Source organism: Ktedonobacteraceae bacterium (assembly GCA_035653615.1).
Lineage (GTDB): Bacteria > Chloroflexota > Ktedonobacteria > Ktedonobacterales > Ktedonobacteraceae > DASRBN01.
Map to the genome: position 1 here is coordinate 69,268 of DASRBN010000008.1, position 26,776 is coordinate 96,043.

Consider the following 26,776-nt stretch of genomic DNA (forward strand, 5'->3'; position numbering starts at 1 on the left):
GTAATCCCAGGCACGCCCGCTCTCGTTTAAAGTATAATAATCATCAAGAGTAAGTCGCATCACCACATGGGAGGAAACAGCATGACAGCAGAAACAACCCTTGACCTGGACAACTTCTTCGTCAACATCCAGGACCCCTACCCTGTCTATACGTATCTTAGAGAAAATGACCCGGTACACTGGAACCAGATCTTCAACTGCTACATGCTCACCCGCTACGATGATGTTCACATGGTATTCTCCGACCATCGCAGATTCTCCTCCGATATCTGGTCGGATACGGTCGAATTCATGACGGAAATGGGCGTGACCGAATCTCTCGAGTACCTGCAACGGATCGTTCCTTTCCTGGCCTATAACCTGCAGGGCATGGACCCACCGGGCCATACACGCCAGCGCACCCTGATGATGAAAACCTTCACCCCGCGCATGATCGAATCGTTCCGACCCACTGTGCAAAGGCTGGTGGATGAGCTGATCGATCAGAAGCTCGCGGAAGGCAAGATGGATGTTGTAGCCGACCTCGCTTATCCACTGCCCTCCAACGTGATTCTTGATTTGCTGGGCATTCCCCGTAGTGGGCGTCCGTATATTCGCGCCAGCGCCGAGGCGATCAACGAATTTGTCGCTACCATCCTCTTCACCGGGCCACAGGTCTGGCCGAGACTGGCGAAGGTCTTCGATGAACTTAAAATCTATCTAGGAAGCCTGATTGAGGAACGACGCAAGCATCCAACCGGTGATTTGCTGACGAAAATGGTGCAGGCCGAAGAACACGGCGATATGCTGAGCGAGGATGAGATCATCATTGCCACCAATTTCCTGCTCTTCGCGGGCCACGAAACCACCGCCAATCTGATCGCCACCGGGCTGTACTACCTGCTGGAAAATCCTGAGCAGATGGAGCAATTGCGAGCCGATCCCTCCAAAGTCCCGGCTGCCGTGGAAGAACTCCTGCGCTACGTCAGTCCGGTGCATACACTCGCCCGCCGCACAGTGGAAGAGGTCACTATCAGCGGCGTCACCATCCCGCCAAATAGCAGCATCTATCTGTGCGTTGGAGCGGCCAATCGCGACCCCGAAAAGTTCCAGGACCCTGAAAAGCTGGATATTAATCGCCCGGCGGTGCGCTCGCTGGGCTTCGGCTACGGCATTCACTTCTGCATCGGCGCGGCGCTGGCACGCATGGAGAGCCAGGTCGCGTTCGATACCATTCTCAGACGCTTACCGGGCCTCAAAATGACGGTCGATAAGCCCGAATTTCGCCCGAACTATTCGCTGCGCGGGCTGATATCCCTGCCGGTCGAATTTTCGGTCTGACCGGCGGATTGGCATTGAGTGCCGGTATTCCTTCATTTGGAATAACTTACAATTTGTAAGTGTTGCAAGCAGTAGGGCCGCAGTGCCCACTGAAATTCCAAAAGAAGGAGTATCACTTTTATGTCAACAAGAACCATGCACGCGATACAGGTCCATGATTACGGTGACGCGGACCAGCTCAAGCTGGAAGAGATTCCAGTACCTGAGCCAGGGGAGGGTGAAGTGCTTGTGCGCGTCTACGCGGCAGGCGTAAATCCCGCCGATTGGAAAGTTCGCAGCGGCTATTTCAAAGCCTTTTCGCCAACTACCTTCCCATATATTCCAGGGGCAGACCTGGCAGGAGTCGTAGAAAAAGTTGGTCCCGGCGTGAGTACATTCCAGCCCGGCCAGGAGGTTTTCGGTCGAAGCTCCAATGGATCATACGCGGAGTACGCCATTGCTCCTGCCAATAGGCTGGCGCTGAAGCCAAAAACGCTGAATTTTGACGAGGCGGCTACCGTTCCAGTTGGCGCGACGACTGCCTGGCAGGGCATCTTCGATCACGGTCATTTGCAGCCAGGGCAGCGTGTGTTGATCCTGGGAGGAGCTGGCGGTGTCGGCCTCTTCGCGGTGCAGTTCGCCCGCTGGAAAGGTGCGCACGTGATCGCTACAGCCTCCACCGGCAATGCAGACTTCGTGCGTTCCCTGGGAGCAGAAACGGTCGTCGATTATACAAAAACGCGGGTTGGAGATGCAGTCCATGATGTAGACCTCGTTTTTGATACAGTCGGCGGTGATGCGTTGGCCAGTACGTATCCGACGCTCAAACGAGGCGGCACGCTGGTCAGTATCGCCGGGCAACCCGATGAGGCCCGATTGCGCGAACTTGGTGTGCATGCCGCGAGATTTTCGGCGCAGGTCAACACTGAACTGCTAAATACGTTCGCTCAGCTTATCGATGAAGGCAAGATAAAGCCTGTTGTCGGGCCTGTGTTCTCGCTTGGCGAAGCCGGAAAAGCCCAGGAACTCAGCCAGCGCGGTCATGGTCGGGGAAGAATCATCCTGCACATGGCGGGATGATTGCCTGTAACCTCGTGTGATTGGCTTCGCGCATTTGCTGATTGCGCGAAGCCATGTTTTTGTATATTGGCTCTCTGCTTATTAAGAAACAGCATGCTATACTCCCAGTAGTTAATAATTGATGCTGAACGAATAAGCAACTTAGCCTGTCATGATCTTTTAGCAGGAAGAAAGAGAGCTAACATGCTTCACACCTATCTCACTACATCCTGGCACCTGCGCTATCCTATTATCGGCGCACCTATGGCGTATGTAGGACGAGGACGGCTGGCAAGGGCGGTCTCAGAAGCCGGAGGACTCGGCATGATCGGCATTGGCAGCACAGAGTCGGTCGAATTTCTGATGCAAGAGGCAGCCATCGCTCGCGGAACCGATGAGATGCGTTTTGGCATTGGCATGCATTGCTGGGCCATTGAAAAGCGCCCGGATCTGCTCGAGGCAGCGATAGAGGCCAGACCTTTTCTCATCTCCATTTCGTTCGGTTCCCCTGCTCCTTACGTGAAGCGGCTGCATCAGCAAGGAATCTTGCTTGCCACACAAATCAATACAAGAGCTGAAGCCATCCAGGCAGAACGGGATGGAGTCGATCTCATTGTCGCCCAGGGGATGGAGGCTGGAGGACATGTCACAGGGCAGGTGAGTACGATGCCCTTGCTGCAAATCGTACTTGATTCAGTTCGATTGCCTGTGCTCGTGGCGGGCGGCATCGCGTCTCCCAGGGGCGTGGCAGCGGCCCTTGCTGCAGGTGCTGAAGGAGTCTGGGTCGGTACCGCCTTGCTAGCCTCACCTGAATGCGAGAACACTGAACAGGCTCGGACACGTATCGAACAGGCTCTGGAAACAGATACTATTCTAACCCGTGCGTTCGATGTAGCGCAAGGACTATCCTGGCCCTCGCAGTATCCTGGCCGGGCCTTGCGCAATCGCTTTACTGATCAGTGGCACAATCAAATCGACGTGCTTCCACAAGCTAGCGAAGCACGCCAACAGCTCAAAGAGGCGATTGCAAGCAAAAACTATGATCTCGCCTACATCTACGCGGGCGAAGCTGTGGGACTGGTAACCCGGCAGCAATCAGCCAGAGACGTTATCCAATACCTGGGCAATGGCGCGGAGCGCTTGCTGCGGGAACGTTCTGATGAGCTACTGAGCTAAAATTTTTTAAAACGATTAAGAAGCGCTGCTTCTGGTATGCTCCTTAAAAAGCGCCTCCTATCAATATCATCAGAAGTGAAGATTCCCTATCCCAGAAAATCGTTGACCGCCTGCATGAATTCATCGAACTTGCTGCGATGAACATTGTGGGTCGCGCCCTGAATCTCGATAGCCTTGCTATGGGCGGGTAAATATTGCTTTGCCTGCTCCCAGGCGGCATCATCGAGCGTCGTACCAAGAGCGGCATCGGCGCGGATCAAAAGCGTTGGCGCTTTGATTTCGGCAAGCAGCGGCAGGATTTCGCCATGTTCGCCCGAATCGGCAAAGACGCCTATCACCGCCTCGCGGGTCACCTTCTGCAGCGCGTCGATCTTGCCTTCGATATCGGCCTCCGTCCAGCCAGGGCTGCTGGTCGTGATTTCGGGTCGCAGTTCAGCAGATGGACGGCCAATATCTTTTGTGTAGAAGGCAAGCCGCTCTCCGGCATTACCACTGCTAAAATGATGCGCAGGGTCCTCAAGGATTACCCGTGAGAGGTCAGGCACTGCCCTTTGAGACCATACGCCGCTCGCCAGCACCATGGCGGTCGCGCCACCCCAGGAATGTCCCATCACCACAGGACTTTTCAGATTCATGGCCTCGATAAACGCCAGCGCATCGTCCGCCGTATGACGCAGGCTGTATGCTCCCCGCGAAGGTTTGATGCTATCACCATGCCCGCGCATATCAATTGCGTAGACCCGGTAACGATCCGCCAGCGCCGGCCCAACACGCACCCAGCTGAGGACGGAACTCGTAATACCATGCAACAACAACATATCGGGCAGTTCGGTGCGTTCAGCTCCCCAGCTAAGATAATGAAAGCGACCAGCGGGTAAATCGATTATGTTGGATTGAGCCTGTGTTGCGCCAGTACCGGTCATATTGCTCTCCTTCAGAATGCTGTTTCGATATTTCCTCTGATGATTACTCTATCATATTTTCCAGGGCTTGACAGTTGACCTTGTTCCGAGTATAATTCTTACAGCTATTGACCGACGGTCGGTCAATAAAGTGGCAGAGCAAAAGAAGGAAACATGACACGTATCGTCAAAGACCCGGAAGTGAGACGCAACGAAATCCTTGATACGGCTGAGCGGCTGATGGCAAGCAAGGGCTATGAGCAGGTCTCAATCCAGGATATCATCGACGAACTGCAGATTGCCAAGGGAACGGTATATCACTACTTTGACTCCAAGGTGGCACTCTTAATGGCCCTGGTTGAACGTATCGGGGAGAAAGCGAAACAACTGGTGCTTCCCATCGTCTCTGATCGCGAACTCTCGGCCCAGGATAAACTTGTACGCTTCTTTGATGTACTCGACCGCTATAAAAGAGCGAACAAGGACCTGATATTCTCGTTTATGCGCGTCTGGTATACGGACGAGAACGCCCTCTTTCGCAATCGGCTCTATAGCACCAGAATCAAATGGCTTGCTCCCTTGCTCACACAAATCATTCAAGAGGGAGTTGAAGAGGGCGTTTTCAACACTCCGTATCCTGACCAGGCGGCCAGAATGATCATCGCCTTGCTTGAAGATCTCGGATACGCCATCGCTGAGATTCTACTTGTGGAGGAAAACGAACGTTTCGATTTTTCTCAGATGGTTCGTCTTGGCGAGGCGACGGCTGATGCGATGGAGCGCCTGCTGGGAATGAAGTCCGGCCACCTGCTACATGCCTGGCGGGAAGACTTTTTGCGCTGGCGGGAACTCCTGGAATGACCCGGCAGCGGAAAGGCGAGCAAATGGTTTTGCACCAGTCTCATACCGCAAAAAATAAATAGAGAATCACCCCTGTGTAGGGACAGTGCCTTGTACCTGTCCTTGTGGCGCCGGACAGGCAGAAGAACAGTCTCTACACGGATCGAAGAAATTCTTTTTTAATGAACAAGCTTTGTAACCTCACAACAAAAAAAGAAAGAGGGCAGAGACATGACAGCGATTATCGAAGTAGAGGGACTGACCAAGCACTACGGCAGCAAGCGCGGCATTATCGATGTTTCATTCCAGGTGGAAGCTGGCGAAGTGTTTGGCTTTCTTGGCCCCAACGGCGCGGGCAAAACAACCACCATTCGCGTGCTGATGGCGCTGCTACGCGCCGATTCTGGCACAGCGCGTATCGCAGGCATGGATGTCTGGGAACGCTCGGTCGAGATCAAGCGGCTGGTCGGCTACGCGCCCGGCGAACCTTCGCTCGATCCCAACCTGACTGGCGGGCAGATTCTGGAGTACTTCGGGCACCTGCGCGGAGGAGTCGATCAAGCCTACCTCAAGCAGCTGATCCAGCGCCTGGACCTGGACCCGAGCCGCAAGTTCCGCCACTATTCCAGTGGCAATAAGCGCAAGGTGGCATTGATCCAGGCCTTTATGCACCGTCCCCAACTGTTGATCCTGGATGAGCCGACCAACGGCCTGGACCCGCTCAACCAGCAAGAGTTCGACCGCATGGTGAAAGAAGTACGCGACGACGGGCGCACCGTCTTCCTGTCCTCGCACATCTTGAGCGAGGTCGAACAGACCTGCACCCGCGTGGGCATCATTCGTGAAGGACGGCTGGTGCGTACCGGTGGCGTGGCCGAACTCAAGGACATCAAGCGCTACGAGATCAGGATCACATTCGCCAATGCGGTTCCTGCCGAGGCGTTCGAGACGCTGGATGGTGTGATGCAGGTGGAGCAGCTTCCTGGTGGGCATACGCTGCGCCTGGTGATGCAAGGCGGAGCTGACGCGGTCATCAAGGCAGCAGCGCAATACCCCGTCCTTACCCTGAGCAGCCACGAGCCGAGCCTGGAAGATATCTTCCTGCGCTATTATGAGGGTGACGGCGTGGCCGTGAAGGAGGCCGACCATGTGGTTTAAGAGCATTTTTCTCAAAACCCTGCGCGATTTCCGCATCGCCATCCTGGGTTGGGGCCTGGGCATGGGTCTGCTGGTCTATGCCGTCATGTCCACCGTCCCTTCGCTGGTAGCGACGCCCCAGGCGCGTGCCTCGCTCGTCAGCCTGGCCGGTTCGTTCAGCTGGCTGGCCGAGCCGGTCGCTATCGCCACTCCCGGCGGCTATGTCACCTGGAAATATGGCTTCACCATCTTGATCATTGCCATCTGGCCGTTGCTGGCGTGCAGCCGCATCCTGCGGGGCGAGGAGGAACGTGGCTCCCTGGATGCCCTGCTCTCGCTGCCGCGCGGGCGGGTGCGGGTCGCGCTAGAAAAGCTGGCAGCAGTCTGGGCTGCTCTGCTAGGTATCGGCCTGTTGATCGCATTACTCACATTCGCCAGCGGCCAGCGCGTTGGCGCGAACTTTGGCTTTGGTGGGGCGCTGATCTTTGGCCTGAATGTGGCACTGATCTGCGGCGTCTTCGGATCGATTGCCCTGTTGCTCTCCCAGTTCACTGTGGAGCGTGGCACAGCAGCGGGCTGGACAGGCGGGTTGCTGGTGATCTTTATCGTACTGGATATGGTGCATCGCGTCTATCCCGGTACTGACTGGTTGTCGCATCTCTCGCCAGTCTATTACTACAATTTAAGCAAGCCCCTGGTGCCAAGTTACGGCACCAATGCCGGCGCTTTGCTGGTTATGGTGGGCCTGAGTATCGTATTGAGCGGAGCAGCTATCTGGCTCTTCGCGAGACGCGACATAGGTGGAACGGTAGCCGTACCCGGCTTCCAGCGACGGCCGCAGCGTCCTGTGCAGCTAGAACGCGCGCTGCCGGTCAATGCCTGGTCACTGCGCTCGGTCTATACGCGCAGCTTAGGGATGATAGCCGTATCGACGTTCTGGTGGACGGTAGGAATCGCGGGTTTTGCCGCGTGGATGGTGATTGTCGATAAGCAGGTAGAGACAAATCTGGCCTCACTTGTACAGGGTTCATCGCTTCTGAAGGAAATCGTCACAAAGGTTGGAGGTAGCAGCCAGGCAACCAATGCCACCCTGCTGAGTTTTCTTTTCGTCTTCCTGCCATTGCTGCTGATGGCCTTCGCGGTCACACAGGCGAGCCGCTGGGCGGCTGACGAAGAGGATGGACGGCTGGAACTGGTGCTATCAACACCACAACCACGCTTGCAGGTACTATTGGGACGCTTTGCAGCGCTGACCACCGCGACGATCATCATCGGCGCGATAACCCTGGCCGCCTCGGCACTGGCTGCAGTAGCCAGCGGCTTGCAGCTCGATGGAGGCAATCTTGCCGCGGCTACGCTCAGCATTATTCCGATGGGCCTGCTGGTCGCCGCTATCGGCTACCTGTTCTCGGGCTGGCTGCGAGCGGCCGTGGATACCGGCATCTTGAGCTTCTTGCTGGTGATCTGGTTCTTCATCAGCTTTGTCGGCCCGGATTTGAACTGGCCCGATGCAGTGCTGCACCTGTCCGCCCTCTACTATTATGGTACGCCGCTGCTGCATGGCTTACCTCTAGGAGATATGCTGGGGGTGCTGGCAGTTGCTATCGTGGCGCTGGCACTGGCGACGGTGCGCTTTGTACAGAAAGATATTGGGCGCTGAGGGGGCACTACTCCAGCTCAGGAGGTTTTTAGCAGCGCCCTCGGGGGCGTGTCATGCTGAGTGAAGCGAAGAAGCCACGTGCCGGCACGTGGCTTCTTCGCTTCACTCAGCATGACACGCCCCCGGTCTCAGCACTACTCCGGCAAACCACCACATATTCCACCAGTAACTGAGCCATTCTCTATGAGCAGTGTGATTGCCTTATGAGTGGAATAAAAATTTTCCTCTTTCCTCTACTTCACCCTGTAAGAAAATATTGAGAGTTTACCTCAAATTTATGAGCGTTTATTGATATTCTCTTATTAAGATTCCCCTGGGTAACAAAGAACCCGTTCTCTATTCTGGGACCCATTCCTCACTCGCAATACCGGGGAGGGCACGAATGAAAGCAACTGTAACTGAACATCGCTCCTGATTGGTCAACTGTTTTCAAAGTTAGGCCGGTTCTACGTCACATGTAGAAAGGATGTATGCCCTATGTTAGCATCTCAGGATGATACTACCCACCTTGTACAGCTTGCGCAGGCGGGAGATATCGAATCGTTCGCGCTCCTGGTTCAGTATTATCAAAGTGACGTGTATGGATACTTAACAGCCTTGCTGGGAGACCGGGAAGAAGCTTCCGATTTCACACAGCAGACATTTATCAAGGCATGGCTCAGCTTAGATAGTCTCAAAAGTGCATGTTGCTTCAAAGCCTGGCTCTATACCATCGGAAGGCATCTCACTTACGACCATTGGAGAAGTAGGAGAATGGTTTCCCAATCGTGGGAAAGCCTGGACGGAGACACTATTGTTGAAAACGTAGCCGGGCTTGAGGACATGGTAGCAGAGGCAGAACTGATTAATCTGACCTTAGATGAACTCTCACCTAAATTACGGCAATGCTTGCTGCTAGGGGTTGTGGATGGCTTTCCGCACCATGAGATAGCCAGGATCGTGGGCATAGGTGAAACGAGCGTGAGTACCTATATAAGCAGCGCTCGCAGGCGGTTTCGTGACATCTATCAATATTTGCAGAATTAGCAAGAAATAGAAGATCAGTACAAGCTCTTCTATTGACAGTGGAGCCGCTTATAGTATATTATTGTTGCGAGTTTTTCTGTAGCAATGGAGAGCACGGGAGAAACGGCTATGGAGCAAACCCAACAACAGTCAGGGCCACAAGCTAATTTCAATCCCCGCCGGGAAGCAGGGAAAACAGCCAGTTCCTGCCACTTCGCTGTGGGGAGTATAGTAGCCAAACCCGAACAGGCCAGGGGCAAATGCAGTAAGCAAGATTCTCGCTGGAAACGAGCGCTTATCGATGTTGGACTTGCAATCATGGCGGTCATCCTGGTAACGCTTATCATCTACGCACTGCGTCTTCATACTTATATCTCCACGGTACTTTTTGTGTATTTGTTTATTGTGCTCTGGTTGGTACATCAACGTGGCTTCTGGATCGCCGTTTTTGCGGCATTCGCTGCCTGCCTTGCATTTGACTTCTTCCTGATCCAGCCCATTTTTTCTTTTACCATCGACCACTTTGATGACGGATTGGCCCTCTTCATTTTCCTCTTATTCGCTATTATACTGGGATTTTTGTATTCCAAGATGCAGGAGATAAGACGGCAGGAACATGAAGAGAGCATTCTCTATAAAGAGCGTTTGCGCCAACAGACGGAAGAAGTTACTCGCCACGATTATGAAGCAGGCATCTTTTACAACGTTGTGCAGGCTACAAGAGATGAAAAGGACTTAAAGTATCAACTTGGCCTTATTTCACAGGCCATTGAGGAGGCATTCTCTTTCTGTGGCGTGAGGAGCTGCGTCATTCTTGTGCCAGATCATAATGGAAGGCTCGCAATGCAGCGATTACCGTCGCAGGCGAATAATTTAACGGCTCTCACAACAGATGAGGAAGGGAGTGTTGTATGGGTTATGCAACAGGGGAAATCGGTGAAGTTGCCGAATATTCCCCTCATTTCTCGCGCCAAGGGAAGTTACTTGCGTAGAGTTGTCGCAAGCAGCACGACAAATTCGCAGATAGCTCAGGGCTATAGCTGCCTGGTTCCACTTCTGTCGGGGAAAAAGGTACTTGGGGTACTGCGACTACTTGTAGAGGACAATGCTCATCCCCGGCTTCTGACAATTAAGCGCGCCCTGGAAACAGAACAGAGCGCGTCGGATATACACGCGGAACTCTTCGCGAAACTAAAAGACTATGCCGTGTCATTAATTAAAGAAGCGTTGATTGAACGAGCATTGATGCAAGAGGAAAGCCTTCGCCAGGAGCTATCTAAACGCACTGAAGAACTTCAGGCAGCCATTATCTCCTCAGTTTCGCACGATTTGCGCACTCCCCTGGTAGCGATTAAGGCAGCCGCGAGCAACTTACTTGAGGAGGAAATGCCGGATAACGAGAATGCGGATCATCGCCGCGCTGTCGAAACCATTATTGACGAGGCCGATTGGTTAGGTCGTATCGTCACGAGAATGATTGACCTGTCACGCATCGAACAGGGTGCGCTGAAACTGAAAAAAGAACTCTACCCTATCTATGAGGTTATTCTCACTACATTAGAGTCAAGACACATGCGCCCGTTGCTGCAGGACCGCGCTATAAAGTTAAGCCTGCCAGAAGAGCTACCTGCCGTAGAGGTCGATCCGATACTCATAGGTCAGGTATTTGCGAATCTTATCGAAAACGCTATCCGTTATACGCCCGCCGAATCGCCAATTGAAATCACCGCAGAGATCAGGCGCGGGCATATGCTGATCAGTGTGGCAGATCGTGGTCCAGGCATCCCACCAACCGATAAAGAACTTATTTTTGATAAATTTTATCGTGTTGGACAGAAAATAGATGAGAGCGAAGGAAGGGCACCCACGACGCAAGGGACAGGCCTGGGTCTGGCGGTTTGCAAGGGATTTGTCGCAGCGCATGGCGGCCAGATCTGGGTACAAAATCGCGATGATGGAGGCGCTGTTTTTCAGTTCACTCTGCCACTGAAACAGGTAGGAGCGAGGGCATATGAAAAAAATACTGGTCGTTGACGATAAAAATCCGACACTCCTACAACTGAAACGCGGCCTGGAACGCGGTGGCTACGAAGTCTATACGGCCAGTCGAGGGACACAGGCATTAGAAATTCTCGATCAGCAACTCGTTGATCTGATATTACTCGATCTACGATTGCCTGATATAGGAGGGCTGGAGATTTGTAAAGCGATACGAGACGAATACCCCTCCTTGCCCATCATTATTATCTCAGTGGTGCATGATGTTGAAAGTATTGTACAGGCGCTTAATCTGGGCGCCGATGATTATATACCTAAACCATTTGATATGGTTGAAGTGCTGGCACGCATCAAGGTGCAATTACGCCACAGCAATCGCTTACAAACAAGAACAGGGCGCGAGAACTTTATCATAGGCCCCCTGAGCATTGACTTTGAACGAAGATGTGTGAAGGTCAATGGGCAGGAAATTGATCTGACCTATACAGAATACGAATTACTTTCAGTATTGGCAAGAAATAGTGGAAGAATTGTAACCTATGATATCCTGCTTTCCGAGGTCTGGGGGTACGATGAGGTATCTGAACTCCAGAGTGTCCATACCTACATCAATCGCTTACGCAAAAAGGTCGAGAATCCCGCTAATCGCCGCTTCATCCGCAATGAACCAAAGATTGGTTATCGTTTTTTGGCCGATGATTAAGCTGATTTCCACCGCAAGAGGTTGCCCTGGCTATTCTCCTCAGAGCGTCCTATAATTACGTACAGAAGAGAAAAATAACCATACCCGGCGCTTTCAACGCCAGCTATAGATAGAAACTCAAAAACCTATGCGAACACCGCTCGATTCAATGCGCATTATCCACATTGCCAGCGGAGCACCGCTGCCAGGCGAATTACCGATCAGCGACACGACACCAGATCCCGGTTTGATGGGGCCAGACTCGATATCCTGGCGCTTACATGAAGAACAATGGTTGATTACCGCGGGCGCTCGTGCATTTCTTATGCAGGCGGCCCATCCCAAGGTTGCCCAGGGCGCGCTCGACCACAGCGCGTTTGCGGAAGACCCGTTTGGGCGCGTTTTTCGTACCATTCAGGGAATGGCTGTCTTGATCTTCGGCACCACGAAAGAGGTCAACGCCATGGCCCGTTCCATCAACCGCCTGCACCATACTGTCACGGGTACGCTGCCCGAAAGCATCGGTCGTTATCCCGCCGGTGAGCCATATAGCGCCATGGAACCTCTAGCCCTGTTGTGGGTGCATATCGTGTTTGTCGATAGCATGCTCACCGCCTATAAAACATTTGTCGGTCCGCTCTCGCAAGAGGTATGCGAACAGTACTGGCAGGAATCATGCCGCTACGCGCGACTGCTGGGGTTGACCAATGAGACACTTCCGGCCACTTATGCCGAAGTGCAGCGCTACATGGGTGAAGTACTCGCCTCCGGTGAGATTGCCATCGGGCCGGCTGCGCATTTCATCGCCCAGAAGGTCCTCTACCCACCAATGCCTCTGGCACGCAAGCCACTATGGGCTATTGTACGCCTCATCACCGTTGGACAGCTTCCAGCAGACATACGACATGCCTACGGCTTCCGCTGGACGATCAGGCATAAGATAGGATTTCTGATGGCACGTGGTGCGGGTCATCTCCTGCGCCGTCTCTTCCCCGACGCGCTCGGCCAATCACCGCTCGTGAACTTCGCCCGCAAGCGCGTGCGGGGAGAATTGTTACAATCGCCGGAACAGGCCAACCACGCTACTGCCGCTCAATAATGGGCCTATACAACTCTCTAATGACTACACAGCAGTAGGTTAGGTGTCAAAAAACTCAGACGTCTGGACGACCAGGGCACGGATTCTTCGCTGCGCTCAGAATGACAGGCAATTTTGCAACTTTTCATTACGATATATCGTAAATGGGAATAGAAAGATATATCGCGATGTTACAGATGATGAATGCGATATATCGCAAACGTCAAAACGTGAAAGGAGATTGAAGTACAATGTTTGACGAATTCAACAGAGAATCCGAACCTGCTCCTGAGAATGCGAACTGGCAAGGCTGGACGCCTCCCTGGATGTCTGGCGAAGGACAGGACGGTCCTCGCGGCCCATTTGGCCCCGGACCACAATTTGGTGGGCCTCGCGGCCCATTTGGCCCACGCGGGTGGCATGGTCATCATCATGGCCCATTTGGACACCGCCACGGCTGGAAGCATGGTGGATGGGGCTGGCAAGGTCCTCGCGGCCCATTCGGCCCTGGTTTTGGACCCGGACGGTTCTGGAATGTCCCGGAGGAACTCCTGGCGCTGCGCGCCGAGGCCGCGGAGGTTGCCAGGCTCTTCGCCATCGCCAGCAGGGGCGCGTTCGAGAACAAGGAGCGCCTGTCACAACTGCGCGCAATGCTTGAGCGCACGCACAAGGAACTGACCGACATGATCTATGGATCATCCCAGGGTCAGACACCCGGCCAGGGTGAGAGTGGAAGCGGGCCTGCCGATATCGGCCAGGCGTAAGCAATCGCGATGAATGAGCGGAGTAGGACGCGACGAATCGCGTCCTACCTTTTTATTTATGGAATTTCACAGAAAAACCGGGCAACGAGGCCGATGAATTTGCGCCGCGGCTGTGCCGTAGGGGCCGATTCATCGCGCCCCATAATCGTCGTAATACTTTGTCCAAACACATTAATAGAACCAGCGAGCGATTTGCGAACGGCAGGAAGCCAGGTCATTTTTGAGCGGCTGCAAGGCTAGCGTTCCTGGTCCGTCGGTCGAATGAGAATTTCATTGACATTGACATGCGCCGGTTGTGTTACCGCATACATAATGGCTGCCGCGATGTCCTCGCTCTGCAGGGGTCTTATCGAGTGAACCCATTCCTGGGTCTCCCTTTTTGCTTCGGGGTTGGTAATATGCTCGGTCAACTCCGTTGCCACCGCACCCGGTTCAATCAGCGTCACGCGGATATGATGCTGGTAGACTTCTTGCCTCAGCGCTTCTGAAAATGCGCCGACGCCCCACTTGGTAGCGTTGTAGACACCGCTGCCCGCCCGCGCCGTGCGGCCTGCCACGGATGAGACATTGACAATGTGCCCGCCATTTTGCGCTTTCATCACCGGTATGGCAGCGTGCGTCGCATACAGCAGGCCCAGCAGGTTGACGCTCACCATGCGCCGCCAATCCTCCGTATCTGCCCCCTCGATTGGGCCCAGCAGCATCAGGCCCGCATTATTCACCAGGATGTCCAGGTGACCCCAGCGCCCGCTGGCCGTATGCACCATATCATTGGCCTGCTTTTCATCGGCCACGTCCGCGATAATCGGCATAGCCTGCCCACCATTTTTCTCAATCTGCCTGGCCAGTTCCTCCAGCCTTTCATGCCGGCGAGCCGCCAGCGCGATATACGCTCCTTCAGCCGCCAAAGCCAGTGCCGTCGCCTCGCCTATGCCCGACGAAGCCCCGGTTACAAGCGCCACCTTGCCATTCAATTTACCTGCCATGATCTGATCTATCCTTTCCTGCTTCTTGAGAACGATAATAAGTTTCGATCAATCGATCTCCAAAGGCCTCGCGGAACAATGTTTCCTCTACCCGAAGAACGATCTACCATCGACTATGATACGTCGCACCGGTGCCTTCCGTTTCTTGCAGCCGGTACAGGATGTTCCCGTTCAGCTTGCTAATCTAATACATTTGTTCTACAATCAAGACCAGAAATATCTTTTGTCATTCTAAGCGCAGCATTGTCATTCTAAGCGCAGCATTGTCATTCTGAGCGCAGCGAAGAATCTCTATGTCTTAGCACGTAGCTAGAAGGAGTGGTTTGTGAGTCAGACACATCAAACACAAAACGCGGACGCAAATCCCATAGACAGTGGCAGAAGCGAGAACCTGCGCGATTCGCCGATGATGGCCCACCTGCTGGATGCCTTGCAGGATGGGACAGACATTGGACATTATGGTCGCCTGACATTTGTGATGGTTGCGCGCCATTTTATGGATGAGGATGAGATGGTGAAGCTACTGAGCAAGCAGCCCGATCATAATGAAACCGAGGCGCGGGCGCTGATTCAATCGGTGAAAGCACATGATTATAACCCGCCGAAGCGCGAGCGCATCCTGCAATGGCAGGCGCAGCAGGATTTTCCGATCTGCCCAACCCCCGACGAGCCTGGCACCTGCAACGTCTACAATGAGCTACGCTTTCCACCGGACATCTATGAGAACATCAATGAGTTCTGGGAGGAGAGGGCTGAATCTGAAGATAACAATAAATGATTGCATGAAAAATCCCTCATGCGCTCGAGCGCATGAGGGATTTTTCATGCAATCAAGGATACACGCCGCGAATCTCGGTCGCCTCGGCTACGCGAGCCACGGCCAGCAGGTACGCGCCCATGCGCAAATTCGTCTCCTGTTCGAGCGACTTCAGGCGTACAGCCTGATAGGAGCGTTCCATGATGCTTTCCAGGCGATTGTTGATCTCGTTCTCGGCCCAGAAGAAACGCTGCAGGTCCTGCACCCATTCAAAGTAGCTGACGGTGACGCCGCCGGCATTGGCCAGGATATCCGGCACGACGATAATGCCACGATCATTGAAGATGTGATCCGCATCCGGTGTCGTCGGCCCGTTGGCGGCCTCGATAATCAGGCGTGCCTTCACTCTTGAGGCATTTCTGCCTGTAAGCTGGTTCTCCAGGGCGGCGGGTACCAGTACATCGCAGGGGAGTTCCAGCAATTCGGCGTTCGTGAGTGACTCCGTTTCCGGCAGGCCTTTCAAGGTGCCGTGCTCTTTCGAATAACGCAGGGCGCGGTGGACATCGATGCCGTTGGAGTTATAGACGGCGCCATTGATATCGCTCAATCCAACGACCTTGCAGCCGAGCTCATGCAGCAGGCGGGCAGTGATGCTGCCGACGTTGCCAAAGCCCTGCACGACTACGACACTCTCCTCCGGGTTCATACCCATATCCTTCATGGCCTCGCGCGTCACTACCTGCACGCCGCGCGCCGTCGCCTCCAGCCTGCCCTCGCTGCCGCCAATAGCCAGTGGTTTGCCGGTAATTACAGCCGGAACCGAATAGCCCTGGTGCATCGAGTAGGTATCCATGATCCAGCCCATGATTTGCGGGTTGGTATTCATATCAGGGGCGGGAATGTCGCTATCGGGGCCGATCAGAATAGAAATCTCGGTCGCGTAGCGGCGGGTGAGACGTTCGAGTTCTGCGCGAGACAATTTATGAGGATCACAGATAACTCCACCCTTGGCACCACCGAAAGGGATGCCGACAACGGCGCACTTCCAGGTCATCCACATAGCCAGGGCGCGCACCTCATCAAGAGAAACCTCGGGGCTAAATCGAATACCACCCTTGGCGGGGCCGCGGTTAATATTGTGCTGCACGCGATACCCCGTAAACATCTCGACATCACCATTATCCATACGCACAGGAAAATTGACCGTCAGTTCGCGTTTGGGTTTACGTAAAATAGCGCGCATGGCTTGCGAGAGTCCGAGACGCTCGGCAGCCTCGTCAAACTGTGCCACTGCAACCGCATAGGGATTTTCAACTTCAACAGCCATGGTTTAAGTACCTCCTTAACTTTGGGCCGATCATAGGCCATACATGCAACACTGCATCAATGAAGCGTCATTACTTCCTAATCATAACACGTCCTGCGCAAACTTCTTATGGACATGCGCATTCGCAAGTCACCCGTGCCGGCAGGAAAAACGGAACACCGGTGGTCATAGATGAAAGCCCGCCAGAAGTCAGGCGGGCCTTGACCGGTGTATTTACCTAAAGTATATCATCTCGCTTGTATGGCTTTCAAGGTGAGCTGACTCAATGTTGCAGCAGGTACACGTCCGACCAATCGCCGAAGTACAGGCCGGTATAATTCAGGCTCACGCCATGCACCCAGGAAGGAATGACTGCTGAGAGCGTCTCGTGATCGAGCGGCAGCCAACCAACATCGGTAATTGCGATCTGCTCGGCCTGGTTATACAGGGCTATACGCGCATCACCCGTTTCCTCCTCCGCCTGCATCACCGTCGAATCGAATGTTGGATTGCTCCATAAACCGCTATTGTCGGGAGCATTGGTGGTCAAATTCAACGTCAACCAATCATAGGGGTCGGGGAAGTCCGCCGTCCACTGCGTAAAGCCAAATTGCACCTCGTGGTTCGCGGTCTCCATGTTGTAGGCGGTCAGCTCGACCGGCAGCAATTTCACCTGAATGCCCAGCGCATTTTGCCACATCTGCTGTAAAGCGACGGCTTCCGAGGTAGACACCTGTGAATTGGGATATGAGAAGGTAATTTGTGGCACCTTCGTCACGTCTGGATAGACCGATTGTAGTAACGCCTTTGCCTTAGAAGGATTATAGGGAATACCCTGGTAGCCTGCTTGATAGCCGGGCATACCGGGCGGAATAATCGTGGGAGCAGCAATGGCCGATCCCTTGAAGATAGCAGTTGCCAGAAGCTGTTTATTGGTAGCATAGGCAAAAGCCTGGCGCACAGCCACATTATTAAACGGCGGCTTCGTATTGTTGAAGAAAAGCAAGTCTGTCTGTAACAACGAAGAGGAGACAAAGCCGGACATGTTTTTCGCTATGGACAGGTCCGCGGGCAGGATATTCCAGTCGAAGGCATATTGTCCGGCCTGGTAGGTCTTGAAAGCGGTAGAGGGGTCATTGACGAAGAGCATGTCTACCTCTTTCAACTTTGTCTTAGGGCCATAGTAATATGGATTAGGGACGAGTACCATTTTGACATTATGGTCCCATTCCTTGACCATAAATGGGCCGGTGCCCACACCACTGCCGGCAACGTGGTTCACCCAGTTCATCTGTCCATACTGATGAATAATTTTCTCATTCAAGGGAAAAGAGATCGATGTCGCCAGCACGTCTAAGAAATAGGCGGTCGGCTTCGTCAGGGTAATCTGCAGGGTAGTATCATTGAGGGCCTTCACTCCTGCCAGCACATTGGTTTTGCCAGTATTGACATCATTCGCGCCGACTATATTGCCTTCGAATAAGGTAGCAATCGGCGATGCTACGGATGGGAGCAGCGCGCGGGTCAGGGTATAGACATACGACTGGGCAGTGACAGGAGTACCATCAGAGAACTTGATGTCAGGTTTGAGGGTAAAGGTATAGGTTTTTTCGTCGCTGGAAATAGTCCAGGTTGCCTGGTCTGACACAACATTCAAATTCTTGTCAAACCGCACCAGGCCGCTATAAATCATGCCCACAGCGACAGCTGAGTTCGCATCCGGCCCCTGTGCCGGGTCAAGCACACTGATATCCTGGGTGCCAACATTTGGAAATATCAGCACCTGGTTGGACGCCAGGGCAGGAGTTCCATTCGCTTTGGGCGCGGTGGTGGTTCCACCGCTGCAAGCAGCAACAAGAAGGAGCAGAGCGATCAAAAAGGTCGATCTGATAAACACGCGCCGGGAAAGCCAGCAGCAAGATTGATTTTTCACATCTCATCTCGCTTTCTATCTAAATGAAGCCATAAATAGACGTTTCGATATATTGCAATGGGAACATACCTTTCTCTATTGGCGTCCATTGTACTACTTCGGCAATGCCTGGGGCAAGCCAGATTCAGAAGTTGGCTTGCTCGATTTCACGGAATTGCCTCTTATAAAACATGGACAAACAGGTAATTCTGCGTCTATAATGAGAATGGATAATCGTACTGTTCAACGACGAACAGAGGCTCCATTTCCAGCTTCCAGTTCGTGACTAGAGACCAGGAAAGGAGGGACAGGTAAGCAGCGAGGAAGCTACTTATCCTGAACAGGATGGACGAAAAAGAACTTTTTATGAACGGCGAGTTCGTACCCGCCGAGCAGGGTGTCATTTCTGTACGCACACATGGTTTTGCCTACGGCACCGGCTGTTTTGAGGGTATCCGGGGATATTGGAATGAGAAGGATGAGCAGGTTTACCTCTTCCGCCTGCGCGAACACTACAAGCGGTTCTTGAACTCGTGCAAGATTCTCCAGATTTCGCTTCCCTACAATATAGACCAGCTCATTGATTTGAGCGTAGAGCTTGTGCGCCGTAGTGGCCTGAAACAAAACCTCTACCTGCGACCGGTAGCTTACAAGGCCGATCAGACTATCGGTGTGCGCCTGCATGGGTTAGAAGACCATTTTATCATTACCATTTCACCCATGGGCGATTACATCGATACCAATGGGCTGCACTGCGGCGTGTCTTCCTGGCGTCGTGTCGACGATAACGCCATCCCTGCGCGTGCCAAGCTAACCGGCGCTTATGTCAATTCGGCTTTCGCTAAAAGCGAGGCCATGCAAAATGGGTTTGATGAAGCGATCATGCTGACGAACGAAGGACATGTCTCGGAGGGCAGCGCCGAAAACATTTTCCTGGTCATGAATGGCGAGCTTGTCACTCCTGCCCCTACCGAGAATATCCTGCTCGGCATTACCCGCGATACAATTATTGAACTGGCGCGGCGAGAGCTAGGCCGAATTACCCGCGAGCGCCAGGTTGACCGTACAGAACTCTACATCGCCGATGAAATTTTCCTCTGTGGCACTGGCGCTCAGATTGCGCCCGTGGTGCGCGTAGATCACCGGCCTGTTGGAGACGGCAAGATTGGGCCGATTTCCAACGCATTATACAAACTGTATCACGATATTGTGCGAGGTCGCATCCCCGAATACCGCGAGCAATGGTGTACCCCTGTTTACGCTGCCGTACCGAGCCATCAGAGCGCTGAGGCGAAGGATTAGCGTAAGAGGACATGAAAAAACAGCGAAACGGCCCCGGGGCCGTTTCGCTGTTTTTTCATGTCCTCTTATTTTTTACTCTTGTGCTTGCTCATCTATTCCCAAATGGAAGCACTTGCCGCATTCCGGCGCGTTTTCTCAGGATACCTGGACATTCTTACATCCCAGGAAGCAAGCCTCGGCTTACATTTGCGCGACCAGCTTCAGTACCTTCGTTCCGCAATAAGACCTGCATAAGTGCTATGACTACACTCGAATCGGATAAAGTGGACAGGGCGCTGAGAGGTAAAATGAAAGCGGAGCGTCACGATACCGGAGATTGGTACTATACAGTTTTTAACAATCAAGGTATTGCAGTCTCTACAACAAGTCTTTCTAAGGTTCCAAACATACGCTTAGTGCTAACCGCGTAAGCCTGATGGCCCGCCAATTATGCCTTGATAACTCAAAGCAATTTGTTGATCTTGTCTCCTGTTCACTCAAGCGTGAGGATGCACTAGCGATTATGGAAACGAACTGCCCGCCTGAGAAACGTAGGCCAAGATAATCCTGGGAAAAGTGAGGAGATGGCTAGGCGACTGTCTCCTCACTTTTTCTCTTTCTAACTGATATTCGCGGTTCTTCTCTCCATCAGGGCGCAATAGTCGGATCACTTAAGTATCCATTTGCTTTGCTGCTAACTAAATACTGTGCAATCGATGAGCCATTGCTCGCGTTGAGTGTGTGTATGTACTCATCACTAGAACCGCAATAGAGGATGCCATTATTGACAACAGGCGCGTCCACTATGGAGGCAACTGAAGGATCAAGGGTGTGAATACTGTAAAGTCTCCATTAGAGGAAACATAAATTGTTCCATTGACTACCACTGGCGTCCCTAAACTATGCTCGTAATCTTCCTGGTGATACCAGATCAAGGTTCCATCACTAGCATTAAGCGCAAAGATGTAAAGGCTATCAGAAAAGTAGAGTATTCCATTGTTTCCTTTACCTTGAGCAATATCATGGAAAACATAGCTATAGCCCATTGTCGCGTTAAGTTGATAGAGGTACGGGTTGGCAAAACCTAGAGCAGGTTTGCCGTGCCCGAGGAGATAGCTATCGGCCAGGGCAGCTATCGCTGCCCACAGGGGAGCAGATGCGCTTGTCCCTCCAAGAACCAGCCATCCGCTGGGAAGACAATTTGAATCACCTGAATCAGTGCAGTAGACAGCATAGCCACTAGCCGGATCGGCATTCAGGGAAACATCTGGCGCCTCGCGGCAGAAAGTACCTGATGGTTGTTTGCACCAGGAGCCACTCTTGCTATATTTCTTTTCATTAACACCTGGTCCCGTCTGATATGCGGGCTGCTTCCAAAGGGTACTATTTCCCCCACCACCACCAGAACCATTCGGATAATAACAGGTTTTAGATGTGCAATTGTTATTCCATGCAGTCTCCTTTCCACTTGGGTACGGTGGATTGGGATTGGGTCCAGGGTCCGCCCCGGAAAGCGAGGTACCTCCTACGGCTGTCACATATGGTTGTGACGCCGGATCATCGACCTGTAACTTTCCTTTACTATGATCTAATCCAAGACAACCAAAAGCTCCATTATCTCCTGATGCTGCGAACATGCTTTGTCCCTGTAGTGCCATTATCTTGAAAGATTGTGCTTCGGACATAATGACTTGTGAAGACGCCATAGACTCACATGATCCCCAACTCGTACTGATTGAATTTGCGGTGTCGTCTTCAGCCATTTGATAGTATGCCGATATTGTTCCCATATCGTTGTTTGGTGCCTCGTACAATTCTATACGATCAACTGAAGAAGCGAGAGCTGCCATCATTTCAACATCGAGTGCGACCTCGCCTGCGCCGCTATGATCTGTTGGTCCACCATCCACTGAAATATCCTGCTGTGGAACCATAGTGAGGCCAAACTCGCTTTCATAAGCTGCAGCATCTCCTGGAGTATATCCTGATAACTCCATAAGCCCTGGTGTTACTCCGCCGAAACGTGAAAAATTACTTCCCCTTTTCTCAGCATACCTGATTGTTTAATTTTTATCAATATTTTTGTTATTCGAAATTATATTTTAGTACGATAGTTGGATACATCATCCCATTAGAGTTATAGAGACTTTAAATAAAAATGAGCGAAACGGTTCGAATCGTTTCGCTCATTTTTATTTAAAGTCTCTATAACTCTGAATTAACGCTTCGTATACTGAGGTGCCTTACGGGCGCGCTTCAGACCGGGTTTCTTGCGTTCCTTCATGCGAGGGTCGCGGGTGAGGAAACCGGCTTTGCGCAATGTGGGCTTCCAGTCGGGATTAACACGCACCAGCGCGCGCGCTACGGCGTGTCGAATCGCTCCTGCCTGGCCGCTGGTGCCGCCACCTACGACCCGGATCGTCATGGTGTACGCGTCGTTCAGATCGAGCACGCGCAGGGGGGCAGTCATTGTTGCATTGAGCGACTCACGGTTCCCAAAATACGCGCCACTACTTTTGCCATTGATGGTAATGGTGCCATCACCGTTGGGGAAGAGACGAACACGCGCTACAGCCGTCTTGCGCCGTCCCATACCATAATAATATTCGCCTCGAGTGGTATCAGCCAAGGTAGCTACTCCTCTTCTTTCGTTCACTCTATTCTGCTTCCGCAGTTCCTGTTGTCTCCGCGGGTTTCTTCAACAATGCCTGCCGCCCCATCCAGGGGATTGGCTTCTGCGCCTCGTGTGGATGCGTGGGGCCTGCGTAAATCTTCAGATGATGCATGATTTCGTCGCCCAGGCGGTTATGCATCACCATACCGCGTACAGCGTGCTCCAGTGCTCGCTCGGGATGCTTTCCCTCAAGAACTTGCCGGAGGGTGGTCTTTTTTAATCCACCGGGATACTGGCTGTGGCGATAATAGACCTTCTGGTCCATGCGCCTGCCCGTCACAGCGATCTTGTCCGCGTTGATCACGATCACAAAATCACCGCTCTGCATATGCGGCGTAAAGGTTGGTTTGTGTTTGCCGCGCAAAATCTGCGCAATCTCTGATGCCAGGCGGCCCAGTATCTGACCCTCAGCATCGATGACATACCACTGTGGCTTCAGGTCGGCGGCCCTGGCGCTATACGTTTTCATCATGATTCATTCTCCAATAATGGGGTTTTTCGTCAAATCCCAAATCTTTAGAATATTCTACCCGCACCAGGCATAGTCCATGTGGTGGAGCTGCTGAACCAGGGTGCGTCCTGTTTGCCTGTCGCACAATAGCGGCAAATTCATCCAGGCTCAGCCTCTTCTGCCCTACGAGCAACAGTGTTCCCATGATATTGCGAACCATCCCCGTGAGGAAGGCGTCCGCGGTAAAATCACAAGAGATAAGTGCATTATTCCGCTTGCAGCTTGCAGCAAGCATTGTGCGAACGCAAGAGTGCGGCCCCGGCTTCAACGGATTCGTCTCATCGGGGCTGCGACCGAAAGCTCCGAAATCTTTGCGCCCCAGCAATTGCCGGCACGCCTCATCCATCAGGTCTTCCGCTAACTCACGCGGGCTGTAGTAACTGTATCTCGCCCATAATGGCGAGCGGGCTGCGCCGTTCCAGATTGTATAGCGATACGAGCGGCTTTTCGCGCTATAGCGGGCATGAAAGCTATCAGGAACTTCTCTTGCCCAACGTACCGCTACTGTTACCGGTAGGACTGCATTTAAAGCCCGCATCCAGACCTGTGGCGCCAGGTGAGAGTTTGTGCGGAAGTGGATCACCTGACCACTTGCATGCACTCCGGCATCGGTGCGACCTGCCCCGTAGACTACCGACATCTGGCCGCTGATACGCTCAATCGCTGCTTCCAGCGTTCCCTGTATCGTTGGTCCATGGTTTTCAGGTTGACGCTGAAAACCATGATAATCAGTACCGTCATACTCAATGCCACAGGCGAGTTTCATAGTCTCTCACCAGAGCCGATAATGGGGTTCAACCAATTGGTTAAGTTACCCTGCAAGCAATCAGTTAAGTTACCCCGCAAGGCCGATAAATCGGCGGTGTGTACGGTAAACCGGCCCCTACACGAGGGCGATTTGTGCCATGTCGGCGGCATCGCCCTGGCGCTTGCCCAGTTTCGTGATGCGCGTATAGCCACCGGGGCGGCCAGTGTAGCGCGGGGCCAGTTCGTCAAAGATTTTCTTGACAACCAGCTCGTCTGGAATCGATTGCAGGATGCGGCGGCGCGCATGCAATTCGATAGCCATCGCTTCATATGCGGCCTGCAGTGCCCGTTCGGCCTCATCTTCATTCGAGATGATGCGGAGCAGTTCATTGCGGCGGTCCCGGTACTTATTTTCCAGGAACCTGCGGCCCTTATCGGTCAGAGGCGGCTTGCCCATATCGGCGCGATCCTCATTCGAAGCGACCTTTTTGTCGAGTGAGAAACGACCGCGGCGCGCGAAAGCGAGTATCTGCGCTGCCTTCTCATCGTCCCCGACGACCTCATTCAGATGCTGTCGAGCGGCAAGATAGCCCTTGATAGCAATAGAAATCAGCTTCTCCGTCTCTCCGCGGATGGCACGCGCCCGTGCCTCCGTGGTCTTTATACGATCATAGCGGATGAGACCTATCATGAGATTGCGCCGTGCAGAACGCCGACGCGGCTCAGGCATGCTCATCCGATTACCGGCAACTCGGTGCCTCACCTTATTCCTCCATTTCGTGATCGCCGTCAAAATCGGCCCCAACCGCGCTGGTACGTGGATTCGGCAGGAAGTTGCGTGCCAGCAATCGCTCGCGCAACTCTTGCAGACTCTTCTCACCGAAGTTTCGCACGCCAAGCAGGTCTTCCTCGTTCATCGAAAGCACCTGACCAACTTTCGTAATGTTACTGCGCTTGAGGCAGTTATACGCGCGAACCGAGAGATCAAGCTCCTCGATGGGAGTATCGTAGATCTTCTGTGGAATCGGTATGCTGCTCAGCGGCGGCTTCTCCGGCTCGGTCAAAGTCGCGCGGTAGTTGGCAAGCTGCGTAAAATGGCGTACCAGAATATCGGCACTCTGGCGCAAGGCCTCATCCGGTGGAATTGTGCCGTCGGTCCAGATTTCAAGAACAATTTTATCGTAGTTTGTCATTTGTCCTACGCGCGTATGCTCAACGGTATAATTTACCTTTTGCACAGGCGTGTAAATGGCATCTATAGGGATCACCCCGATGGGCTGGTCTTCTTTTGAGTCGGCGGGGACATAGCCTTTGCCGGTCTCAACAACCAGTTCCATTTCGAGGCGAGCATTCTCGTTGTCTAATGTGGCAATGTAGAGATCAGGATTGACGATCTCGACAGTGCTAGGAGCCATAATATCGGTGGCAGTCACCACGCGCTCGCCACTGACCTCCAGACGCATCGAAACGGGATGGTCTGAAAAGGAGCGGAGGCGGAGTTTCTTGACATTCAAAACGATGTCGGTCACATCCTCCATCACATTGGGAATATCCTGAAACTCGTGTTGCACACCATCGATACGAATAGAGGTCACCGCCGCACCGGGCAGCGAGGAGAGCAGGACACGCCGTAGCGCGTTGCCCAGGGTCATCCCATACCCCGCCTCCAATGGTTCAATATCATAGCTCGCATAGTTTCCTTGTGTTTTAGTATTTTTAATGCGAGGCAGAGTAATATCTAGCAAGGTTCAACCTGCCTTTCTTTTCCTACCATGAATTACTGCCCGTTTCCCAACTTGCCTCTAGCTCTACATAGGAGAAACCGCGTAAGTTGGTAGTCCAAGAGTCCTGTACCTTTAGCATTCCATCCTTGCGGGTAGGATGCTAAAGGCATATACCCAACCGCCGGCAAACATCAACGCGTGAGATTAGCGCTGATATAATTCAACCACCTTCTGCTCATCGAAAGGCAATTCAAGGTCTGTTCGTACCGGCAGCGAGAGTACGCGACCGGTCATGGCATCTACATCCAGGCTTAACCAGGCGGGAACGCCTTTCTGAGCCAGGAGCAGCGCGCGGGTCTTGAAGTACTCAAGTCCCTTACTTCGCTCACGAACGGAGATCACATCATTCGGTTTCGCAATAAAGGAAGGAATATCAGTTTTGCGGCCATTTACTGCAAAGTGTCCATGACAGACCAGCTGGCGAGCCTGCGCTCGCGAATCGGCGAAGCCCAGTCGATAGACCAGGTTATCCAGGCGCATCTCGAGCACCTGCATCAGGTTCTCGCTGGTCCTGCCGGGGCGATGGGCCGCGATATCGAATTGCCTGCGGAACTGCCGTTCCAACAAGCCATAGGTGCGGCGTACTTTCTGCTTCTCACGTAACTGGAGCGCGTAGCCTGATGGTTTGCGCGCACGACTTGAGCCATGCTGTCCCGGGCGAGTATTGCGGCGCTCAAGGGTGCAATTCATCATGCACTTATCGCCCTTCAAAAAAAGTTTCACCCCCTCGCGCCTGCAGAGTTTGCAGACGGGGCCGGTATAACGTGCCATCTAATCGAATCCTCCTCACACGCACAGATCGAATTACACGCGACGCCGTTTCGGCGGCCGGCAGCCATTGTGCGGAATAGGTGTAACATCAACGATCGAGGTAATATTCAGACCGGCGGATTGCAAGGAACGGATTGCGGCTTCACGACCAGAACCCGGTCCCTTGACAAAGACCTCGATCTGCCGCAGACCATGCTCCATCGCCTTACGAGCTGCCGATTCTGCGGTGACCTGTGCAGCATAAGGAGTGCTTTTGCGGGAGCCTTTGAAGCCCTGGCCGCCGGCACTGCCCCAGGAAATGACATTACCATTGGGGTCTGTAAGCGTAACAATTGTATTATTAAATGTGGCCTGAATATGCGCCTGCCCACGCGGTATCGACTTACGCTCACGCCGCCTGGGTTTGCCTGCCGTTGTTTTCTTTTTGTCTGCCATACTTGCAATACC

General features: G+C 53.1%; 26 protein-coding genes. 13 read left to right on the top strand and 13 right to left on the bottom strand.

Translation table 11 applies throughout. From position 1 onward, the window contains the following. The first annotated feature begins 81 nt into the window (after nucleotides 1–81). The 3 genes from VFA09_05235 (at nucleotide 82) to VFA09_05245 (ending at nucleotide 3,534) form a co-directional block, all read left to right on the top strand. Complete coding sequence (locus VFA09_05235) at nucleotides 82–1,320, top strand: cytochrome P450 (GenBank protein ID HZU66663.1); 1,239 nt, start codon at nucleotides 82–84, stop codon at nucleotides 1,318–1,320. Between the two features lie 120 nt (nucleotides 1,321–1,440). Further along, nucleotides 1,441–2,379: an NADP-dependent oxidoreductase gene (locus VFA09_05240; protein ID HZU66664.1), complete on the top strand. Its 939-nt coding sequence runs from the start codon at nucleotides 1,441–1,443 to the stop codon at nucleotides 2,377–2,379. A gap of 183 nt (nucleotides 2,380–2,562) precedes the next feature. Beyond that, on the top strand, nucleotides 2,563–3,534 hold the full coding sequence (locus tag VFA09_05245; protein HZU66665.1) for a nitronate monooxygenase: 972 nt from the start codon (nucleotides 2,563–2,565) through the stop codon (nucleotides 3,532–3,534). Between the two features lie 86 nt (nucleotides 3,535–3,620). Here the strand turns inward: VFA09_05245 and VFA09_05250 are convergent, their stop codons facing one another. Beyond that, on the bottom strand, nucleotides 3,621–4,457 hold the full coding sequence (locus tag VFA09_05250) for an alpha/beta hydrolase (protein HZU66666.1): 837 nt from the start codon (nucleotides 4,455–4,457) through the stop codon (nucleotides 3,621–3,623). A gap of 153 nt (nucleotides 4,458–4,610) precedes the next feature. On the opposite strand from VFA09_05250, the gene VFA09_05255 reads away from it, so the two are divergent. The 8 genes from VFA09_05255 to VFA09_05290 all read left to right on the top strand — a co-directional run bounded on the left by VFA09_05255 (nucleotide 4,611) and on the right by VFA09_05290 (nucleotide 13,600). Then, nucleotides 4,611–5,297 carry a TetR/AcrR family transcriptional regulator gene (locus VFA09_05255; protein ID HZU66667.1) on the top strand — a complete coding sequence of 229 codons (687 nt, stop codon included), beginning with the start codon at nucleotides 4,611–4,613 and terminating at the stop codon, nucleotides 5,295–5,297. Nucleotides 5,298–5,507: 210 nt separating this feature from the next. Then, entirely contained in the window at nucleotides 5,508–6,434 is a 927-nt protein-coding gene (locus VFA09_05260; protein HZU66668.1) for an ABC transporter ATP-binding protein, read from the top strand. After that, a complete protein-coding gene (locus VFA09_05265; GenBank protein HZU66669.1) occupies nucleotides 6,424–8,073 on the top strand; it encodes an ABC transporter permease subunit in 1,650 nt (549 codons plus the stop codon). The genes VFA09_05260 and VFA09_05265 overlap by 11 nt, the downstream gene beginning before the upstream one ends. A 477-nt stretch (nucleotides 8,074–8,550) precedes the next feature. Further along, on the top strand, nucleotides 8,551–9,099 hold the full coding sequence (locus VFA09_05270) for an RNA polymerase sigma factor (GenBank protein HZU66670.1): 549 nt from the start codon (nucleotides 8,551–8,553) through the stop codon (nucleotides 9,097–9,099). 108 nt (nucleotides 9,100–9,207) lie between these two features. Beyond that, a complete protein-coding gene (locus VFA09_05275) occupies nucleotides 9,208–11,112 on the top strand; it encodes an ATP-binding protein (protein ID HZU66671.1) in 1,905 nt (634 codons plus the stop codon). Continuing rightward, nucleotides 11,090–11,779 (top strand): response regulator transcription factor, encoded by a 690-nt coding sequence (locus VFA09_05280; GenBank protein ID HZU66672.1) that lies wholly within the window; start codon nucleotides 11,090–11,092, stop codon nucleotides 11,777–11,779. The genes VFA09_05275 and VFA09_05280 overlap by 23 nt, the downstream gene beginning before the upstream one ends. Before the next feature lie 127 nt (nucleotides 11,780–11,906). After that, nucleotides 11,907–12,857 (top strand): oxygenase MpaB family protein, encoded by a 951-nt coding sequence (locus VFA09_05285; protein HZU66673.1) that lies wholly within the window; start codon nucleotides 11,907–11,909, stop codon nucleotides 12,855–12,857. A gap of 230 nt (nucleotides 12,858–13,087) precedes the next feature. Next, nucleotides 13,088–13,600, top strand: coding sequence for a hypothetical protein (locus VFA09_05290; GenBank protein HZU66674.1), 513 nt, complete (start codon nucleotides 13,088–13,090; stop codon nucleotides 13,598–13,600). Between the two features lie 56 nt (nucleotides 13,601–13,656). Here the strand turns inward: VFA09_05290 and VFA09_05295 are convergent, their stop codons facing one another. Together VFA09_05295 and VFA09_05300 are read right to left on the bottom strand one after the other, a co-directional pair. Continuing rightward, nucleotides 13,657–13,818: a hypothetical protein gene (locus tag VFA09_05295; GenBank protein ID HZU66675.1), complete on the bottom strand. Its 162-nt coding sequence runs from the start codon at nucleotides 13,816–13,818 to the stop codon at nucleotides 13,657–13,659. 18 nt (nucleotides 13,819–13,836) lie between these two features. After that, nucleotides 13,837–14,586, bottom strand: a complete 750-nt coding sequence (locus tag VFA09_05300; protein ID HZU66676.1) for an SDR family NAD(P)-dependent oxidoreductase — start codon at nucleotides 14,584–14,586, stop codon at nucleotides 13,837–13,839. A gap of 325 nt (nucleotides 14,587–14,911) precedes the next feature. Here VFA09_05300 and VFA09_05305 point away from each other — a divergent pair, with 325 nt between their 5' ends. Beyond that, nucleotides 14,912–15,364, top strand: coding sequence for a hypothetical protein (locus tag VFA09_05305; GenBank protein ID HZU66677.1), 453 nt, complete (start codon nucleotides 14,912–14,914; stop codon nucleotides 15,362–15,364). Between the two features lie 52 nt (nucleotides 15,365–15,416). On the opposite strand, the gene VFA09_05310 is transcribed toward VFA09_05305, so the two are convergent. Continuing rightward, nucleotides 15,417–16,670, bottom strand: a complete 1,254-nt coding sequence (locus tag VFA09_05310) for a Glu/Leu/Phe/Val dehydrogenase (protein ID HZU66678.1) — start codon at nucleotides 16,668–16,670, stop codon at nucleotides 15,417–15,419. Between the two features lie 262 nt (nucleotides 16,671–16,932). Further along, entirely contained in the window at nucleotides 16,933–18,582 is a 1,650-nt protein-coding gene (locus VFA09_05315; GenBank protein HZU66679.1) for a peptide ABC transporter substrate-binding protein, read from the bottom strand. Between the two features lie 324 nt (nucleotides 18,583–18,906). Here VFA09_05315 and VFA09_05320 point away from each other — a divergent pair, with 324 nt between their 5' ends. Next, nucleotides 18,907–19,863 carry a branched-chain amino acid transaminase gene (locus tag VFA09_05320; protein ID HZU66680.1) on the top strand — a complete coding sequence of 319 codons (957 nt, stop codon included), beginning with the start codon at nucleotides 18,907–18,909 and terminating at the stop codon, nucleotides 19,861–19,863. Nucleotides 19,864–20,645: 782 nt separating this feature from the next. Here the strand turns inward: VFA09_05320 and VFA09_05325 are convergent. From VFA09_05325 to rpsK, 8 genes are all read right to left on the bottom strand, one after another. Then, the gene (locus VFA09_05325; GenBank protein ID HZU66681.1) at nucleotides 20,646–21,839 is read right to left on the bottom strand and encodes a S8 family serine peptidase; all 1,194 of its coding nucleotides are present in this window, start codon (nucleotides 21,837–21,839) and stop codon (nucleotides 20,646–20,648) included. Between the two features lie 221 nt (nucleotides 21,840–22,060). Then, entirely contained in the window at nucleotides 22,061–22,471 is a 411-nt protein-coding gene (rpsI, locus tag VFA09_05330) for a 30S ribosomal protein S9 (GenBank protein ID HZU66682.1), read from the bottom strand. A gap of 28 nt (nucleotides 22,472–22,499) precedes the next feature. Beyond that, on the bottom strand, nucleotides 22,500–22,988 hold the full coding sequence (gene rplM / locus VFA09_05335) for a 50S ribosomal protein L13 (GenBank protein HZU66683.1): 489 nt from the start codon (nucleotides 22,986–22,988) through the stop codon (nucleotides 22,500–22,502). Then, entirely contained in the window at nucleotides 22,972–23,793 is an 822-nt protein-coding gene (gene truA, locus VFA09_05340) for a tRNA pseudouridine(38-40) synthase TruA (GenBank protein ID HZU66684.1), read from the bottom strand. The genes rplM and truA overlap by 17 nt, the downstream gene beginning before the upstream one ends. Before the next feature lie 117 nt (nucleotides 23,794–23,910). Then, nucleotides 23,911–24,510 carry a bL17 family ribosomal protein gene (locus tag VFA09_05345; GenBank protein HZU66685.1) on the bottom strand — a complete coding sequence of 200 codons (600 nt, stop codon included), beginning with the start codon at nucleotides 24,508–24,510 and terminating at the stop codon, nucleotides 23,911–23,913. Between the two features lie 28 nt (nucleotides 24,511–24,538). Then, complete coding sequence (locus VFA09_05350) at nucleotides 24,539–25,519, bottom strand: DNA-directed RNA polymerase subunit alpha (GenBank protein ID HZU66686.1); 981 nt, start codon at nucleotides 25,517–25,519, stop codon at nucleotides 24,539–24,541. Nucleotides 25,520–25,702: 183 nt separating this feature from the next. Beyond that, nucleotides 25,703–26,329 (bottom strand): 30S ribosomal protein S4, encoded by a 627-nt coding sequence (rpsD, locus tag VFA09_05355; protein HZU66687.1) that lies wholly within the window; start codon nucleotides 26,327–26,329, stop codon nucleotides 25,703–25,705. A gap of 33 nt (nucleotides 26,330–26,362) precedes the next feature. Beyond that, nucleotides 26,363–26,764 (bottom strand): 30S ribosomal protein S11, encoded by a 402-nt coding sequence (gene rpsK, locus VFA09_05360; protein HZU66688.1) that lies wholly within the window; start codon nucleotides 26,762–26,764, stop codon nucleotides 26,363–26,365. Nucleotides 26,765–26,776 lie beyond the last annotated feature (12 nt).

Excerpts from the sequence above, each read along its gene's own strand:
- VFA09_05275 (HZU66671.1), top strand. The coding sequence starts at position 9,208 with ATGGAGCAAACCCAACAACAGTCAGGGCCACAAGCTAATTTCAATCCC.
- rplM (HZU66683.1), bottom strand. The coding sequence starts at position 22,988 with ATGATGAAAACGTATAGCGCCAGGGCCGCCGACCTGAAGCCACAGTGG.
- VFA09_05250 (HZU66666.1), bottom strand. The coding sequence starts at position 4,457 with ATGACCGGTACTGGCGCAACACAGGCTCAATCCAACATAATCGATTTA.
- VFA09_05265 (HZU66669.1), top strand. The coding sequence starts at position 6,424 with ATGTGGTTTAAGAGCATTTTTCTCAAAACCCTGCGCGATTTCCGCATC.
- VFA09_05345 (HZU66685.1), bottom strand. The coding sequence starts at position 24,510 with ATGAGCATGCCTGAGCCGCGTCGGCGTTCTGCACGGCGCAATCTCATG.
- rpsD (HZU66687.1), bottom strand. The coding sequence starts at position 26,329 with ATGGCACGTTATACCGGCCCCGTCTGCAAACTCTGCAGGCGCGAGGGG.
- VFA09_05320 (HZU66680.1), top strand. The coding sequence starts at position 18,907 with ATGGACGAAAAAGAACTTTTTATGAACGGCGAGTTCGTACCCGCCGAG.
- VFA09_05245 (HZU66665.1), top strand. The coding sequence starts at position 2,563 with ATGCTTCACACCTATCTCACTACATCCTGGCACCTGCGCTATCCTATT.
- VFA09_05290 (HZU66674.1), top strand. The coding sequence starts at position 13,088 with ATGTTTGACGAATTCAACAGAGAATCCGAACCTGCTCCTGAGAATGCG.
- VFA09_05255 (HZU66667.1), top strand. The coding sequence starts at position 4,611 with ATGACACGTATCGTCAAAGACCCGGAAGTGAGACGCAACGAAATCCTT.
- VFA09_05260 (HZU66668.1), top strand. The coding sequence starts at position 5,508 with ATGACAGCGATTATCGAAGTAGAGGGACTGACCAAGCACTACGGCAGC.
- VFA09_05240 (HZU66664.1), top strand. The coding sequence starts at position 1,441 with ATGTCAACAAGAACCATGCACGCGATACAGGTCCATGATTACGGTGAC.
- VFA09_05235 (HZU66663.1), top strand. The coding sequence starts at position 82 with ATGACAGCAGAAACAACCCTTGACCTGGACAACTTCTTCGTCAACATC.
- VFA09_05300 (HZU66676.1), bottom strand. The coding sequence starts at position 14,586 with ATGGCAGGTAAATTGAATGGCAAGGTGGCGCTTGTAACCGGGGCTTCG.
- VFA09_05285 (HZU66673.1), top strand. The coding sequence starts at position 11,907 with ATGCGAACACCGCTCGATTCAATGCGCATTATCCACATTGCCAGCGGA.
- VFA09_05310 (HZU66678.1), bottom strand. The coding sequence starts at position 16,670 with ATGGCTGTTGAAGTTGAAAATCCCTATGCGGTTGCAGTGGCACAGTTT.
- VFA09_05325 (HZU66681.1), bottom strand. The coding sequence starts at position 21,839 with ATGGAGTTATCAGGATATACTCCAGGAGATGCTGCAGCTTATGAAAGC.
- VFA09_05270 (HZU66670.1), top strand. The coding sequence starts at position 8,551 with ATGTTAGCATCTCAGGATGATACTACCCACCTTGTACAGCTTGCGCAG.
- VFA09_05295 (HZU66675.1), bottom strand. The coding sequence starts at position 13,818 with ATGACCTGGCTTCCTGCCGTTCGCAAATCGCTCGCTGGTTCTATTAAT.
- rpsK (HZU66688.1), bottom strand. The coding sequence starts at position 26,764 with ATGGCAGACAAAAAGAAAACAACGGCAGGCAAACCCAGGCGGCGTGAG.
- VFA09_05280 (HZU66672.1), top strand. The coding sequence starts at position 11,090 with ATGAAAAAAATACTGGTCGTTGACGATAAAAATCCGACACTCCTACAA.
- truA (HZU66684.1), bottom strand. The coding sequence starts at position 23,793 with ATGAAACTCGCCTGTGGCATTGAGTATGACGGTACTGATTATCATGGT.